The sequence below is a fragment of the Nocardioides hungaricus genome (genome assembly GCF_054782915.1).
Map to the genome: position 1 here is coordinate 220130 of NZ_BAAGRO010000016.1, position 14550 is coordinate 234679.

Genomic DNA, 14550 nt, shown 5'->3' on the forward strand with positions numbered 1-14550 from the left:
ACTCGCCGGGGGTCGAGTGCCTAGCAGTGGTAAGTGGGGACTACCACGTGCAGGTGTTGGGTGGGTCGGCCGGGGTGCACTTGGCCTTGGTCAAGATGGCGTTGACGATGTCGAGGGTCTGCTTGCCGTCCAGAACCACCGGAGTGCCCGTGGTGCCGTCGGCATTGAGCGGCGTGTACGCCTGGACGATCTCGTTGACGCCGCCGTCGGTGTACTCGCCGCTGCCGGTGACGCCCTCGTAGTTGATGTCCTTGCCCTCGCGCAACAACTTCAGGCAGTCGGCGTAGGTGTAGCACACGGTTCCTGGTGCCGAGCCGACCTTGTTCATGGCCGGAGCCCAGTCACTGACCTTGTACGAGCCTCCGGCCTCCACCGCCAGGGCGGTCTGGACCATCAGGTCGTAGGCCGAATAGTGGTAGGCGTCGTTGGGCGGGCCGAACTTGTCCGCGTAGCCGGGGGTGTTGTTCCACAGGTTGCTGAAAAACTTCCAGGCGGGACTGTCGGCGTTGTAGGACAACCCCGCGAAGCCGATGCTCTTCTGCGCGGTCAGGGGCTGCGTGCCGAGAGTCTTGCGGAACTCGGGAAGTCCCCATCCGGTCTCACCGATCCACGGCAGCGAGATCCCCGCCTCGGTCGCCTGCTTGATCAGGGTCGCCGAGTCCACCGGCCCGGCCTGGACGATGACCGCGTCCGGTTTGAGGTCCGCGATCTTCTGCGCCTCGGCGATGTAGGACGGCTGCTCGGCACCCGTGTCGATGCGCTGGATCACCTCGACGCCGAGGTAGTCGGCCGTGCGCTGCGCCGCGTCGGCTGCCAGTTGGAAGCCCTCCACGGCGGTCGCGACGATGACGATCCGCTTGGCGCCGTTCTGCTGGGCATAGAGCACACCCGACATGCCCAGGGTCTCGTCGAGCCCTTGGCCCCGGAAGAGGGGCTCGGCGACCTTGCCGCCCAGGTTGCCGGGGATGGCCCCGCCGTGGACCGTGGGGGCGAGGGGGGAGTCCTGCTCCTGCCAGCGCTGGATCATCAGGTCGCGATAGGTCCGGTAGCCGTGGGCGATGCTGACCAGGATGTCGGCCTTGCGCCGGTCCAGGCAGGTCCTCGCCGCCTGCGCCTCTCCCACCGTGCCGAGGTCCTCGCTGTAGAGCTTCCAGGGTCGCCCGAGCGGCGGGTCCTGGTTGATGACCTCCTCGATCGGGAACCGGACGTCGGCGGTAAGCGACTTGCCGACCGCACCGAAATCGCCGGTGTAGTAGGCGAGCTCGCACACCGAGATCTCGCCGGTGGCGTCGCTCTTGTTGTTGTTGCCCACCGTGCAGGAACTGGTGATCATCACCATGGCGAACAGCGCGATCAGTTTGCGGCTCGCCGAGCGCATCTGCTTCATCGGGACTTCCTCCTGTGTTTCTCGGCCACTGCTCCGGGCCAGGGCTCTGACTCAGATCTGGTAGGCGTGCTTGAGCTGGTCGGTAGTGAGCTCGGAGGCGTCCATTACGGCCGCCTTCTTCCCGAGGCTCAGCACCATCACGCGGTGGGCGATCCCGAGCGCCTGCGTGGCGTTCTGCTCCGCGATCACGATCGACATACGGCGTTCGGCACGGATCTTGACGATGGCCTCGAAGAACGAGCTCACATAGAGCGGCGAGAGGCCGGCCGTGGGCTCGTCGAGCAGCAGCAGGCTGGGGTCCTGCATGAGCGCGCGTCCGCACGCGACCATCCGGGACTCACCACCGCTCAGGTTGCCGGCTCGCAGGTGCAGCTTGTCCCTGAGGTCGGGGAAGAAGGAGAAAATCTCCTCCAGTCGCTGGCGCAGCGCCCGGTCTCCGAGCATCCCGCCGACGCGGAGGTTCTCGGTCACCGTGAGGTCGGGGAAGACGCCGCGCTCCTGCGGTACGTAGCCCAGCCCGACGCCGGCGCTCTGGTAGGCCCGGAAGCGGCTGATGTCGGTCCCCCGGAAGGTGATCGAACCAGCCATCAGCGGGTTCAGTCGTGCGAGGGTCGCGAGGAGGGTCGTCTTGCCGGCGCCATTGGCGCCCAGGACGGCGAAGACCTCCTCACCGACGCTGAAGTCGACGTCGTCGAGGACGGCGATCCCGTCGTAGCCGGTGCGCAGCCCGGCGACCTCGAGGACTGTCGGCGACTGCGTGGACGACTCAGACATGACCCTGCCCCAAGTAGCTCTCGATCACGGTCTTGTGTGCCCGGATCTCTGCCGGGACACCTTGCAGGAGCACCCGGCCCTCTGCCATGAAGGTCACCTGTTCGCAGAGGTTCCAGATGACGTCGAGGTCGTGCTCGATGATGACCACCGTCGTTCCCTGCGCGGCCAGCCCGGCGACATACTCCATGACCTTCTCGGTCACGTCGCCCGGCAGACCGGCGGTGGGCTCGTCCAAGAGCAGGACCGAGGGCTCGAGCAGGAGACACCGGACGATGTCGACCAGCTTCTTCTCCCCGGCCGAGAGCGCGGCCCGCCGAGTGTTGCCGAGCCCGAAGAACGAGAGCACGTCCTCGATCTCGGCGCGGTGCTCTTCGTAGGCGGCCCGCTCCCCCCACAGCCGCAGCGGACTCTCGCGCCTGCTGGGCGTGGTTGCCAACAGCAGTGAGTCGAGGATGGTGAGCCCGTCGAAGTCGGTAACCACTTGGTTGGACTTCACCACTCCACGACGCACGATCTGGTGAGGAGCCAGGCAGGTGAGCTCGATGTCCGGCCGACCCTCGCGCCCCAACCGGATCGACCCTGAGTCGGCCCCCAGCGAACCCATGATCAGTCGCATGAGGGTGGTCTTGCCGGCACCGTTGGGGCCGATCAGCCCCTCGATGCCGTGCCGACCCAGGGTCAGTTCGTCCACCGATACGACCGTGCGGCCCGAGAAGCTCTTGGTCACGTCGGTGAGGGTCAGATGGGCCGATGCCCGGCGGCCGGGCGCCTCCGTCGCTCTCGTACCTGTCAATGGCTCAGGAACCATGGATGCGCTCCATCAGTCGATCGCGCCTCAGGTGTCCCAGCAGGCCGAGTGGCCGGAACATCAGGACGAGGATGAGGGCGACGCCGAACAGCACCTCGCGCAACACCGGCACGGCTTGGGTGTACCAACTGTCTGGCAGCGGGATGTAGGACTGGATGATGACGTCGAACAGCCCGACGGTGAGCATCACTCCGACCACGCCGCCGAGGACCCGCAGCGATCCACCTAGGACCAGACCCACGACCGCCGCCAGCGTCAGCTCGATGCCGAGGCTGGACACCTCGAGGAACTTGACCATCACGCCGTACATCACCCCGAGCAGACCCATCAGCCCGGAGGTGATGGCGAAGAGTCCCAACTTGGTCCGGACCGCCGCCTTCCCAAGGCTCTTGGCCAGTGGCTCGTTGCTGCCGATCGCGAAGAGCAGCCGGCCGTACGGCGAGCGGTGAACCTGCCAGACGTAGCCGAGGATGCCCAGGACGAGTGCAATCAGGACGAGCAACCAGACCAGCTCGTCGACGGCGACGTCGCCGGTGTCATAGGGGAACCTCAGGCCGCCCATGCCCAGCGCGCCACCGGTGAGGTCTTGCTCGGTGGTCGCGAGCAGGGAGACCGCCGTGGCGAAACCCAGCGTGCCGACCATGACCCCGTCGACGTCCAAGTCGGCGATCAGCCAGGCGACGAGCAAGCCACACAAACCGGCGATCAGCGTGGCCAGGACCGCGCACACCACGAAGCGCAGCGGATCGCCGAATGGCCAGTCGACCCGCACGTACAGCACTCCGTAGGCATAGAGCCCGACGCCCCAGAAGCCCACCACCCCGAAGTTCGCGATGCGGGCGAGCCCCAGCTGCAGGTGGAGAAGCAGGGCCAGCCCGATGAGCATGACCATGGTGAACAGGCCCGAGATCAAGAACGTGTCGAGAACCATCGCTCAGACCTTCGTGCTCTCGGTGAGTCGGCGACCACGGGCCTTGAGCAGGACCAGGAAGCCGACGATCAACACGAGCTGGGCATAGAGGACCACGCCCAGGGTCAGCGTCATGAAGGCGAGCGCGATGCCAGTGGCCACACCGACCGCCATGACCCCGTTGATGCCCCAGATCCCCCCGACCAGCACCACGAGCAGCACGAACAGGAAGACGCGGGCGCCGAGGAACGGCGTCACCGATGACCCCACGCCGTAGAACGCGCCGGCGAGCCCGCCGGCGAGCCCGGCCAGGAACCAGATCAGCACCGTCACCGCGAAGGGCCGGATCCCACTCACCTGAGCCAATGCCTCGTCGCCGGCGAGGGCCCGGATCATCAGCCCGTACCTCGAGCGTTGGATGAACACGTAGAGCCCCGCGGCGAGCAGCACCACGCAGAGCAGCGCCACCAGGCGGAAGGAGGCGACCCCGACCCCCAGGATCTCGATGCTGTTGGGTGGTGGGACCTCGAAGAAGCGCGCTGGTGTGCCGAAGATGAACTGCAGTCCGTAGCGCAAGGCGATGCTGAGCCCGAACGAGATGATGATCAGCTCGAGTTCCCCGACGCCCCGGAGCTTGGCGGGACGGAAGATCAGCAGGTACGTCGCGACGCTCAGCAGGCCCGCCAGGACCCCGGCAGGCAAGAGCACCACGAAGAACCCGAGGTCGAATGTCGTGTTGAGGTACATCGCGAAGTAGCCGCCGAGGGTGACGGTCTCGGCATACGCCACGTTGATCAGTCCGGTAAGCCGGTAGAGCAACGCGAAGCCGGTCGCGGCGAGTACCAAGGGCGCGTGCTCGGTCAGCCCGATGACGAGGGAGGGCCCGGCGGCCGACCGGTTGGTCAGTACCCAGTAGGCGACGAGGAGCGCCGCCGCGACCAGGACCATCGAGCCACCGTTGGACCTCCGCGCGACACCACGCCAGCCTGTGGCATTCGCGGTGGGCGGCGTCGTCCGGGCCTCGACCACCACCGGCTCGGTGCCGCTCACGGGGCCTCCCCCGCGTCGCGCAGTGGACGTCGGCCGCGGTCGTGCCGGGCCGTTCTGGGCTTCATCATGGGCAACCAAAGACCCGATCAGTCGATTCTCGATTATAGATGACGAGCAAGGTAACTCACGTCACAGGGGCCGTCAAGGCCCCTCCGAGCGCCCCACGACAACCCTTGACACCTACATCGAGAATCGATTATAGTTCTCTTGCTGCGATCCGCCGCGAGTACGGCCCCCTCCCATGAGGCCGGAGCCGTCCGACTGCAGAAGGGAACCTCGTGCAGCGCGTCACCCCCCATGTGTTCACCTCGACCGAGTTCCGTGGCTGCAACCCCAGCTATGTTGTGACCTCCCGTGGAGTCGTCGTCATCGACACTCCCCAGCTCCCCACCAAGGCCCTGGAGATGCGCGCCGAGGCCGAAGCCGCCGGTCCGATCAAGTTCGTCATCAACACCGAGCACCACGTGGACCACATCTTCGGCAACTACTTCTTCAAGGGCGCGGGCGACGTCGTGCACCACCAGGGGGTGGCCGACAACTTCATGGAGCCGACTCCCGACCTGGACCCGTTCGACTACGCACTCGAGGCCATTCCCACCGACGACCCCCAGGCGGCCACCATCGTCCCGGACCGGGACAGCTACTACGAGGACCCCAACCGAGGCGACCTGGTCTTCACCGGTGACTTGGAGCTGAGGGTGGGGGACAAGACCCTTCACCTCATCCACACCCCGGGGCACACGCCCGGTCAGGTGGCGGTCTTCGTCCCCGAGGAGAGGGTGGTCTTCACCGGCGACACCGTCTTCTCGCAGTGCCAGACCTGGCTGATGACCTCCGACATCGACCAGTGGATCGGCGCCCTCGATGTCATCGCGGAACTGGACGCCGACATCGTGGTCCCCGGTCACGGCCCGGTCACGACCCCGGCCTACCTGGCCACCCAGCGCTCGGTGCTCCTGGAGTGGACCAGTGCCGTGGCGGCGGCGGTCGCCAAGGGGTGGTCCCGTGAGGAGACCATTGACCGGGTCGACTTCCGCGACAAGTTCGGCCCGGTCGACATCGGCCAGGGCTACATGATGGACCACATCCAGACGCTCAACGCCGCCTCGCTGTGGGACAAGTTCAGTGCCGGCGCCTGAGGCCCACCACCCCATCGACCAGAAGGCCTCCGACGCCATGACCCACACCCCACTCAACGAGCTCGACCGCTTCCGCCTCGACGACCACCTCGTCCTCGTCGCCGGCGGCTCGGGTGGCGTCGGCGTCCGGATGTGTGCGGCGCTGGCGGCGGTAGGAGCGGACGTCGCGGTCATCGGACGATCTCAGGAACGGCTCGCCGAGGCGCGCGAGGCCATCGAGAGCGCCGGCGGCCGCGCCCTGGTCATCACCGGCGACATGTCACAGAAGGAAGCGGCCGACGATGCCGTCGACGAGGCGCTGTCGGCCTTCGGGCGGGTCGACGTCCTCGTCAACGGGATCGGCGGCGGGGCCGGCACCGCCTTGCATCCCGCCGAGCACTACCCGCAGTCCGAATGGGACCGCATCCTCAACCTCAACTTGACGACCGCTCTCCTGGTCTCGCAGGCAGCGGCACGGGCCATGATCGACGGCGGCCGCGGGGGCTCCATCCTCAACGTCAGCTCGGTGCGCGGCCAACTGGGCATCGACGCCGGCTACTCGGCGTACGTCGCGGCCAAGGGTGCCATGGATGCCCTCACCCGGCAGCACGCCACGGAGTGGGCGAAGCACGGGATCCGCGTCAATGCCATCTCGCCGACGTTCGTGCGCACCGAGCAGGCAGCGGCGCTGTTGTCGGCGCCCGGCTTCTACGACAGCTTGGTCGATCGGATCCCACTCCACCGGATCGCCGAGACCGACGACTTGGTCGGCGCCGTGCTGTTCTTCTGCTCGATGGCGTCCTCGTTCGTGACCGGCCAAGTCCTCACCCTCGACGGCGGCCTCACAGCCACACAGTGAGACATCAGGCCACCAGCGCCGTCGTACGCCGTCCGGGCGGCCCCTTCAACCTCGAGCAGGTCGAGCTGACGGGTCCGCGGGCGACCGAGGCTCTGGTCGACATCGTCGCGACCGGGATGTGTCACACCGACCTCCTGGTCCGCGACGAGCGCCCGGAGTCCCTGCCGGCCGTTCTCGGCCACGAGGGTGCCGGCATCGTCCGTGAGGTGGGAAGCGCGGTCTGCTGGCTGCGGCCCGGAGACCCGGTGGTGCTGAGCTTCCCGTCATGTGGTGGCTGCCATCGCTGCCTGGGCGGCCAGCCCGCCTACTGCGACTCGATCGTCTCGCTGAAGTTCGGGTGCCGACGAGTCGACGGCTCCACCTCGACGCTCGACGGGTCGGGTCGTCCGGTGGGTGACCACTTCTTCGGACAGTCCTCGTTCGGCACCCTGGCGGTCGTCGACGGCCGCTGCGCCGTGAAGCTGCCCGACGGCATCGACCTTCGGGTAGCCGGACCACTGGCGTGTGGGGTGCAGACCGGCGTCGGTGCCGTGCTGGATGTCCTGAAGGTCCGACCCGGATCCACGATCGCGATCTTCGGGACGGGCTCGGTCGGGCTGTGCGCCGTGATGGCCGCGCGCCTGAGCGGGGCGAGGGTCATCGTGGCGGTCAACCGTCGTCCGGCACGACTGAGACTGGCCAGCGAGCTGGGGGCTACGCACACCGTGTCCCCCCTCGACGCGGACCCTCTCGAGCCGATCCGCGAGGCCACCGGCGGCCGAGGGGTCGACTTCGCCCTGGAGACCACGGGCGTGCCGCAGGTGCTCACCCAGGCGGTGCGCTCACTGGACTCCCTGGGCACGTGCGCCTACGTGGGAACCGCCCCACGGGGATCCCCGGTGGGCTTCCCCATGCTCGAGGCCATGTCCAAGGGCTTGACCGTTCGCGGGGTCCTCCAGGGCGACAGCGTCCCGGCGCGGAGCATCCCACGATTGGTCGAGCTCCACCGGAGTGGACTGCTGCCCTTCGAACGGCTGCAGCGGACCTACCCCTTCGAGGCGATCAACCGGGCCGCCGCGGACTGTCTCGAGGGTGACGTCGTCAAGCCGGTCCTGCTCATGGGCTCCTCCACCTGACCCACGCGGTCAGGACGACGGCGAGGGCAGCAGTACGTCACGAACCTGACTCTCGAGGTCCGCGCAGGCCCCGAGGAACTGGCGCAGCGTGTGCCTGGTGGCCCCGAAGTCCAGGAAGTCCTCGACCGGCATCGGGTCCACGCCGTAGGCCCGCCGGAAGTCGGCGAAGTGGCCATTCAGCGTGTCCAGGACCATGCCGTCCACCGGGCGGTCGAGCATCGGTATTGGCTCGAGGCCGCTCTCGTTCAACCGGACCTGCCAGTCGAAGGGAGGCGAGATCACCACGTCCCCACCCACGAGTTGACTCCAGTGCATGTGGTTGCGGAAGGCCGCGGAGAGGAGGCGGGTCCTGAACCCACGCTCCTGGTAGATCTCGTGGGCACGCTTGAACACCGCGACCCCCGCCCACTCCAGGACCCCGGGGTCGATGGTGACCCGATCGCGGGCGGCGACCGACTTCAGCCAGTCGTCGAGCCGCCCGACCATGATCGTGCAGACCGGACCCATCTCGCTCACGTCGAGCCCCGCGGCTTCGCGCCGCTCCAGTCCACGCTCGACGGCCTCGGCGACTGCCACGGCCTGCGGCACCGTGAAGGACACGGTGGCGTTGATGCTCACCCCCCGGAAGGTGGCCTCCTCGATCGCCCGGATCCCGGTCCCGATGGCGGGGATCTTGACGATGATGTTCCTGGCCAGTTGGTCGAACTCGACCGTCTGGGCAACCAACGCTTCGCTGTCGCGGTAGAGCCTGGGATCGGTCTGGACCGAGAGCCGGCCGTTGCGGCCGCGATGCTCTCTGAACGTCTCCCACAGCAGGGCGGCCGCCTCCACCGACAGTTCGCGCACCATCGCCCAGCCGATCTGCGACTCGGACGCGCTCGGGTGCTCCTCGGCGTAGTCGAGGATCCGGGCCTGCCATCGCGGCAGGTCACTGCGCAGCGCGGCCAGGGCGAGCACGGGGTTGCAGGTCGCGCCCACCGCGCCCCACCCGATGGCGGCCTCGAGCTCACGGGGTGACGCGGAGTCGTTCCACAGCCGCGTCGGCGTCTGCTGGGCCATGCGGAGCAGCGGGCCAGGAGGGGAGGTCGCGGTCTGGGTCATCTCATCGCCTTTCCGAGGTTGCCGGCTGGTCGGGGGTCGGGCACCGGTCGGGGCCCGCAACGCCGCCGGCGCCGCGGCGACCACCGAGCCGGCACCCCTACACCTCACCCGTCGACCCGGCGGCCTGATCCACCACCTCCGCGAGGTGCCCGGCGAGCCACTCGCGCACCTCCTCGAAGTGGCCACGGATCGCCACCACGACGGCCTCGGTGTCCCGGTCTGCGATGGCCTTGAGAATGGGGTCGTGCAGCGCCGCGGTCCACTTGGGGTCGGAGCCGGGACCGGCCAGGGTGATGTAGGTGCGCGAGATGGGTTCGAGGGAGTTCCAGACCCGAAGCAGCGTCCGGTTCGCGGAGAGCGAGACGATGCGCTCGTGCAGGCTGGCGTCGATCACCGCGAGCGAGCGACCGTCGGCGGCGGCGGCGGCCTCCTGCATCTTCTCGCCGATGACCATGATCTCGGCGACGTCCTCGTCGGTGATCCGCTCCATGGCCAACCGGGCGCCGAGCTCTTCGATCGTCGAGCGGACGACGTAGGCCTCGAGGAGGTCTGGGGCCTCCAGCCGACGCACGCGCGCCCCGCGGAACGGCGCGATGTCGACGACACCCAGGGCCTCCAGTCCTCGCAGCGCCTCACGGACCGGTGCCTGGCTGGTGCCGAGCTCGCGCGCCACGGCCGTCTCCACGATCCGCGAGTCCGGTGGGTACTTGCCGTGCAGGATTGCGTCGAGCAGCCACTCCTTGACCTGATCCGCCAACACGCTGCGGGTGACGGGCTCGGAACTGGTCATGACATCCTTCGACTCCAGGGGGCGATCGGCGGCATCGCCGGCAACCCAGCGGAAATCCTTCGATAATCGATGATCATCCTACGAAAGGCGCTCTCCTCAGTCAAGGCGAGGTCCTCGGCCCTCGCTCGCGGAGCAGCAGCCACACGCGCTCCGGTGTGAGCGGTAGGTCTCGGACCGCCACGCCGATCGCATCCGACACCGCGGAGCCCAGAGCCCCGGCGGTGCACAGGAGCGCGCCCTCGCTGATCCCCTTGGCGCCGTACGGTCCCGGGCCGTCGTGGTTCTCCACGCCGTGGGTCACCAACTCCAGGGGCACGTCCATGAAGGTCGGGATGCGGTAGTCCAGGGCCCCCAGGTTGCGGATCACGCCGTGCTCGTCGAGGAGGAGCTGTTCCATCTGACTGTGGCCGAGTCCCATGATCGAGGCACCCTCGTCCTGCGAGGTGACCTGGAGGGGGTTGAGCTCGGTGCCGACGTCACTGACCGAGACATGCTTGTGGAGCAGCAGCTCGCCCGTCTCGAGATCGACCTCGACCTCGATCGCGGTGCAGTTGAACTCGTAGAAGGCCGCGTCGCCGCCCAGCGGGTGACCCTTGCGTCCACGCATGCGCACGGTTCCCTGCCCCACGAACTCCCCGCCCAGGGTCCCGAGCGCGATCCGGGCCGCCTCCACCAGGGGCAGCTCTCCGTCCGGGGTGAGGAGCACGCCTGGTGCCTCGGCGAGCTCGGACCTGTCCACCCCGGTCGATTCGGCGTAGAGCGACAAGATGCGGCTGCGCACGTCCCGGCAGGCTTCGATCACGGCGTTGCCCATGAAGACCGTCGAGCGGCTTGCCGAGGTCTGGAGGTCGAACGGCACGACGCCCGTGTCGCCGCTGACCACTCGCACGTGGTCCAGGGGGGTCCCGAGCTCGTGGGCGAGAATCTGTTGCCACAGCGTGCGGGCGCCTTGGCCCATGTCCGAGGTCCCGGCGTAGGCGATCGCACTCCCGTCGGCGAGGAACCGCACCAGGCTCTGTGACAGGCCGGACGTCGCGCCGGGCTTGATGGCCACCGCGATGCCGCGACCACGACCCGGCTCGCGCGGGCGGTCCCAACCCAGCAACTCGGCGGCCTTCTCGAGCGTCTCGTGCCAGTGTCCGTCGGCGCTCGCCTCATAGGGACCGCGGAAGAACGCCTCGCCCTTGGCGACCAGGTTGCGCCTGCGGATCTCGAGGCCGTCCAAGCCCAGCTCACGAGCGCCCGCGTCCATCTGACCCTCGGTGGCCCACGCGACCTGGGGACATCCGAACCCCCGGAACGCCGTGCTCGGTGTCGTGTTGGACATGACTGCCCGGGCGGCGGTGCGCACGTGTGGGATCCGATACGGACCGGCCCCGACGTAGCTGCCCTTGGCCATCACCCGGGGTGCGACGTCGGCATACGCACCGATGAGGTAGTCGCACTCGAGGTCGTGGAAGATCAGCTGGCCCCCGGCGTCGAAGCCGGTGCGGGCCGTCACCCGGCAGGCCGCTCGCCGCATCATCTGGAAGGTCTGCTCCAGCGACAGCACCAGCCGACAGGGCCGACGGGTGCGCAGGGCCAAGAAGGCGAGCAGGGGTTCCAGCTTCGGATTCTGCTTGCCACCGAAGGCACCCCCCGGGTCCGGCGCGAAGACCCGGACCTGGGCGAGAGGGAGGCCCAGGACCTTGGCGACCGTGCGCTGCAGCAGATAGGGATGTTGGACGGGCGAGTACACGTCGAGCCCACCGGACTCCGTCGGGACCACCACGATGCCCCCCGGCTCGATCGGGAAGTGCGTGACCATGGGGAAGGTGTAGGTGTTCTCGACCACCAGGTCGGCCTCGCCGAGGGCCGCCGTGACGTCACCCCATCCATAGAGCGCGGTCTCGAGGACGTTCGAGTCGCGGTGCTCGTCGCCCTCGGGCCGTCTGGACGGGTCACGGACCAGGGGGGCACCGAGGGCCAGGGCCTGATCCAGGTCGAAGACCCCGGGCCTCTCCTCGTAGGAGACCCGGACCGCGCGAGCCGCGGCTTCAGCCTGGTCGAGTGTCTCGGCGACCACGGCCGCGACCGGCTCTCCGAAATAGAGCACCTCCCCGTCGGCCAAGACCGGTCGGTCCTGGTGGGAGACACCGAACCGCGGGACGGGTTGCGAGAGGTCCTGGACGCTGACCACGGCGATCACTCCCGGCAGGTCCGCAGCGCATCGTGCGTCGACCTCGGTGATGGTGGCGCAGGCGACGGGGATCGTGACGAGGGCGACGTGGGCGACCCCGGGGAACCGCAGGTCGGACAGGAACTTCTGCTGCCCCGTGACCCGGTCCTCACCACCGTAGCGGCGCACCGGCGTCCCCACGGTGCCCTGTGTGGCGGCGTCCAGCAGTGCTCGGGCTTGCTCCGGGGTCACTCCCCCGATCCCAGACGGGGCACCGGCGGGAGCAGCGAACGGAGCCCCCGTCATGCGGCGCTCGGCATCGAGCGTCTCCTGGGACACCTCGGACCGGGCACCGTCGTCACTCACGCGAGGCTCGCTTCTCAGCGGTCGAGCGGACCGCCGCAACGATGCGCTGGTAGCCGGCGCACCGGCACAGATTGCCCGAGAGACCCTCGCGGATCTCCTCCACCGAGGGGTTGGCGTTGGTCCGGAGGAGGTATTCCGCAGACATCACCTGGCCGGGGATGCAGAAACCACACTGCACGGCGCCGCATTCGAGGAAGGACTCCTGGAGATCGTTCATGCCGGTCGGCTCGTGCTCGCCGAGGCCTTCGACCGTGAGGATGTCGTGGCCCTCGGTCTCCACTGCCAGCACCAGGCAGCTGTTGACGGCCACGCCGTCCATGATCACGGTGCAGGCCCCGCACTCTCCCTCGGCGCAGCAGGTCTTGGTGCCGGTCAGGTCGAGCTCGTATCGCAGCGCGTCCGTCAGGGTCCGATGGGCGGGCACCCGCAACGTCGCCGGAGCGGCGTTGACCCGGCAGGTCACCTCGATGAGATCGGCGTCCCCACCACCTGCGAGCGCCGAATCCCCGCGCGTCCCGCCCCCGGACGTGGTCATCGCTCCGCCACCGCCGCGCGGCGCCGGGCCGCCCTGCCGATGGCACGGGCGGCCAGCACTCGCAACATGGCGCTCCGGTAGACCTGGCCGGCGCGTACGTCACCGATGGGCGTCGCCGGTGCCAGCAGCCGGTCGACGGCACGTTCGAGCCCCTCCTTGGACAGGAGGTCGCCCACGGTGACCGGACCGGCCCAGAGCGTTGTGGGTCCCACCGCCCCCAGGCCCACCGTCACCGCGCCGTCCGCGGTCACGACGGCTCCCACGCTGCACGTCGCGAGGTCTACACCGCGCCGCCGCGTCATCCGCTCGAAGGCCGACGAACTGCCGTGAGCAGGGCGAGGGACCCTCAGCCCGGTGACCAGCTCACCGGGTGCGCACGCGGTACGGCGAGGCCCGAGGAAGAAGTCGCGCAAGGCCACGGTGCGCTCCCCCTCCACCGAGAGGATCCGCACCTGCGCGCCCAGGGCCAGGAGGCAGGGTGAGGTATCGGCTGCCGGGGAGCCGTTGGCCGAGTTGGCGACAAGGCTGGCCCGGTTGCGGATGGCGACCGAACCCACCAGGGCGGCGGCCTCGACCAAGCCGGGATACCAGGCCCGCACGACCGGATGGGCCGCGACCGCGCTCATGGTCGCTGTCGGACCGAACGTGATGCCCCGGTCGTCGACCGCGACAGGCCGGGGCAGGTCGCCTGCGTCCTTGATGTCCACGAGCAGGCTCGGAGCGAGCTTGCCGTGCCGGATGGCGACCAAGAGGTCGGTGCCCCCCACCAGCACCCGGGCCGTGCCTGGCTCGGCGGCGAGCGCGGCGACTGCCTGGATCGCCGTGCTCGGCCGGTAGTAGCGCATCACTCCCGCTGGCCATTCATCGATTATCGAAAATAGACCAAGGGGTCGACGCCGTCAAGAGTGCGACTTGACTCACGAAAACTGCCCGCGTAGGTCGATACGTCGCCTCACCTGAGCTTGCGATTAAACCTTGGCCGGGTGGTCAGGCTGCCTTCTTGATGGCGGGGTGGCGGGTTCGTGGGGGCCGGTGCGGCTGCCGTTGGGGCGTCCGGGGCCGGCTCGGCTGGGTTTCGGTGGACTGGCTGGGGTGCCCAGTGCGACTACGGTGTCGATCCATTCGGCGTATAGCTCGGCCTGGGCAGGGCTGAGTCTGCGGTTGACGGTCTTGCCCGCACCGACAGGAAGAAGGCCACGCCGCAGCAACGGCGACAACCGAACACGGCGAGGTGCTTCCCAGCCACCGCCCGCGGGGTTGGCGTGATTATGGATAAGCCCCGGATCCGAGGACCCGGGGCCAGTTGTGACGTGCGCGAGGGGGGAGTTGAACCCCCACGTCCTTTCGGACACACGGACCTGAACCGTGCGCGTCTGCCTATTCCGCCACTCGCGCGTGAAGCGGGGCAAGGCTATCCCAGCGCGTCGGCTTGGCCCAAACCCGGGCGAATGGGTCCGCTTCGTTACGATCGGTCGCAACCGGGGGAGGCCCCCTGCACTCGAACCACCTGCGCGGTTGGACCGGGCCCGCAGCGGGCACGACCCACCCTGACATCTCTGGGGGACACGATCACGGGACT

At 68.6% G+C, this 14550-nt stretch carries 13 protein-coding genes and 1 tRNA gene; 3 read left to right on the plus strand and 11 right to left on the minus strand.

What is annotated here, in order from left to right; all coding sequences use genetic code 11:
- Positions 1–40: 40 nt before the first annotated feature.
- The 5 genes from ACYVKX_RS06085 to ACYVKX_RS06105 all read right to left on the minus strand — a co-directional run bounded on the left by ACYVKX_RS06085 (position 41) and on the right by ACYVKX_RS06105 (position 4929).
- Positions 41–1387: an ABC transporter substrate-binding protein gene (locus ACYVKX_RS06085; RefSeq protein WP_460829851.1), complete on the minus strand. Its 1347-nt coding sequence runs from the start codon at positions 1385–1387 to the stop codon at positions 41–43.
- A 51-nt stretch (positions 1388–1438) separates the two neighbouring features.
- A complete protein-coding gene (locus ACYVKX_RS06090; RefSeq protein WP_460829852.1) occupies positions 1439–2161 on the minus strand; it encodes an ABC transporter ATP-binding protein in 723 nt (240 codons plus the stop codon).
- Positions 2154–2888: an ABC transporter ATP-binding protein gene (locus ACYVKX_RS06095; RefSeq protein WP_460829853.1), complete on the minus strand. Its 735-nt coding sequence runs from the start codon at positions 2886–2888 to the stop codon at positions 2154–2156. The genes ACYVKX_RS06090 and ACYVKX_RS06095 overlap by 8 nt, the downstream gene beginning before the upstream one ends.
- Before the next feature lie 70 nt (positions 2889–2958).
- Entirely contained in the window at positions 2959–3900 is a 942-nt protein-coding gene (locus tag ACYVKX_RS06100) for a branched-chain amino acid ABC transporter permease (RefSeq protein ID WP_460829854.1), read from the minus strand.
- 3 nt (positions 3901–3903) lie between these two features.
- On the minus strand, positions 3904–4929 hold the full coding sequence (locus tag ACYVKX_RS06105) for a branched-chain amino acid ABC transporter permease (RefSeq protein WP_460829855.1): 1026 nt from the start codon (positions 4927–4929) through the stop codon (positions 3904–3906).
- Positions 4930–5207: 278 nt separating this feature from the next.
- Between ACYVKX_RS06105 and ACYVKX_RS06110 the strand changes: the two genes are divergently transcribed.
- The 3 genes from ACYVKX_RS06110 to ACYVKX_RS06120 are packed head-to-tail and all read left to right on the plus strand — an operon-like array spanning position 5208 to position 8021.
- Complete coding sequence (locus tag ACYVKX_RS06110; protein ID WP_460829856.1) at positions 5208–6068, plus strand: MBL fold metallo-hydrolase; 861 nt, start codon at positions 5208–5210, stop codon at positions 6066–6068.
- 37 nt (positions 6069–6105) lie between these two features.
- Complete coding sequence (locus tag ACYVKX_RS06115; protein WP_460829857.1) at positions 6106–6906, plus strand: SDR family NAD(P)-dependent oxidoreductase; 801 nt, start codon at positions 6106–6108, stop codon at positions 6904–6906.
- Entirely contained in the window at positions 6903–8021 is a 1119-nt protein-coding gene (locus ACYVKX_RS06120) for an NAD(P)-dependent alcohol dehydrogenase (protein ID WP_460829858.1), read from the plus strand. The genes ACYVKX_RS06115 and ACYVKX_RS06120 overlap by 4 nt, the downstream gene beginning before the upstream one ends.
- 9 nt (positions 8022–8030) lie before the next feature.
- On the opposite strand, the gene ACYVKX_RS06125 is transcribed toward ACYVKX_RS06120, so the two are convergent.
- The 6 genes from ACYVKX_RS06125 to ACYVKX_RS06150 form a co-directional block, all read right to left on the minus strand.
- On the minus strand, positions 8031–9122 hold the full coding sequence (locus ACYVKX_RS06125) for a transaldolase family protein (RefSeq protein WP_460829859.1): 1092 nt from the start codon (positions 9120–9122) through the stop codon (positions 8031–8033).
- A 97-nt stretch (positions 9123–9219) separates the two neighbouring features.
- Positions 9220–9912, minus strand: a complete 693-nt coding sequence (locus ACYVKX_RS06130) for a GntR family transcriptional regulator (RefSeq protein ID WP_460829860.1) — start codon at positions 9910–9912, stop codon at positions 9220–9222.
- Between the two features lie 100 nt (positions 9913–10012).
- The gene (locus ACYVKX_RS06135) at positions 10013–12322 is read right to left on the minus strand and encodes a xanthine dehydrogenase family protein molybdopterin-binding subunit (RefSeq protein ID WP_460829861.1); all 2310 of its coding nucleotides are present in this window, start codon (positions 12320–12322) and stop codon (positions 10013–10015) included.
- Positions 12323–12428: 106 nt separating this feature from the next.
- Positions 12429–12971 carry a (2Fe-2S)-binding protein gene (locus ACYVKX_RS06140; RefSeq protein ID WP_460829862.1) on the minus strand — a complete coding sequence of 181 codons (543 nt, stop codon included), beginning with the start codon at positions 12969–12971 and terminating at the stop codon, positions 12429–12431.
- Positions 12968–13816 (minus strand): FAD binding domain-containing protein, encoded by an 849-nt coding sequence (locus tag ACYVKX_RS06145; RefSeq protein WP_460829863.1) that lies wholly within the window; start codon positions 13814–13816, stop codon positions 12968–12970. The genes ACYVKX_RS06140 and ACYVKX_RS06145 overlap by 4 nt, the downstream gene beginning before the upstream one ends.
- Positions 13817–14282: 466 nt before the next feature.
- Positions 14283–14366, minus strand: a tRNA-Leu gene (locus ACYVKX_RS06150).
- Positions 14367–14550: the final 184 nt, after the last annotated feature.

Excerpts from the sequence above, each read along its gene's own strand:
- ACYVKX_RS06125 (WP_460829859.1), bottom strand. The coding sequence starts at position 9,122 with ATGACCCAGACCGCGACCTCCCCTCCTGGCCCGCTGCTCCGCATGGCC.
- ACYVKX_RS06090 (WP_460829852.1), bottom strand. The coding sequence starts at position 2,161 with ATGTCTGAGTCGTCCACGCAGTCGCCGACAGTCCTCGAGGTCGCCGGG.
- ACYVKX_RS06100 (WP_460829854.1), bottom strand. The coding sequence starts at position 3,900 with ATGGTTCTCGACACGTTCTTGATCTCGGGCCTGTTCACCATGGTCATG.
- ACYVKX_RS06085 (WP_460829851.1), bottom strand. The coding sequence starts at position 1,387 with ATGAAGCAGATGCGCTCGGCGAGCCGCAAACTGATCGCGCTGTTCGCC.
- ACYVKX_RS06115 (WP_460829857.1), top strand. The coding sequence starts at position 6,106 with ATGACCCACACCCCACTCAACGAGCTCGACCGCTTCCGCCTCGACGAC.
- ACYVKX_RS06140 (WP_460829862.1), bottom strand. The coding sequence starts at position 12,971 with ATGACCACGTCCGGGGGCGGGACGCGCGGGGATTCGGCGCTCGCAGGT.
- ACYVKX_RS06130 (WP_460829860.1), bottom strand. The coding sequence starts at position 9,912 with ATGACCAGTTCCGAGCCCGTCACCCGCAGCGTGTTGGCGGATCAGGTC.
- ACYVKX_RS06145 (WP_460829863.1), bottom strand. The coding sequence starts at position 13,816 with ATGCGCTACTACCGGCCGAGCACGGCGATCCAGGCAGTCGCCGCGCTC.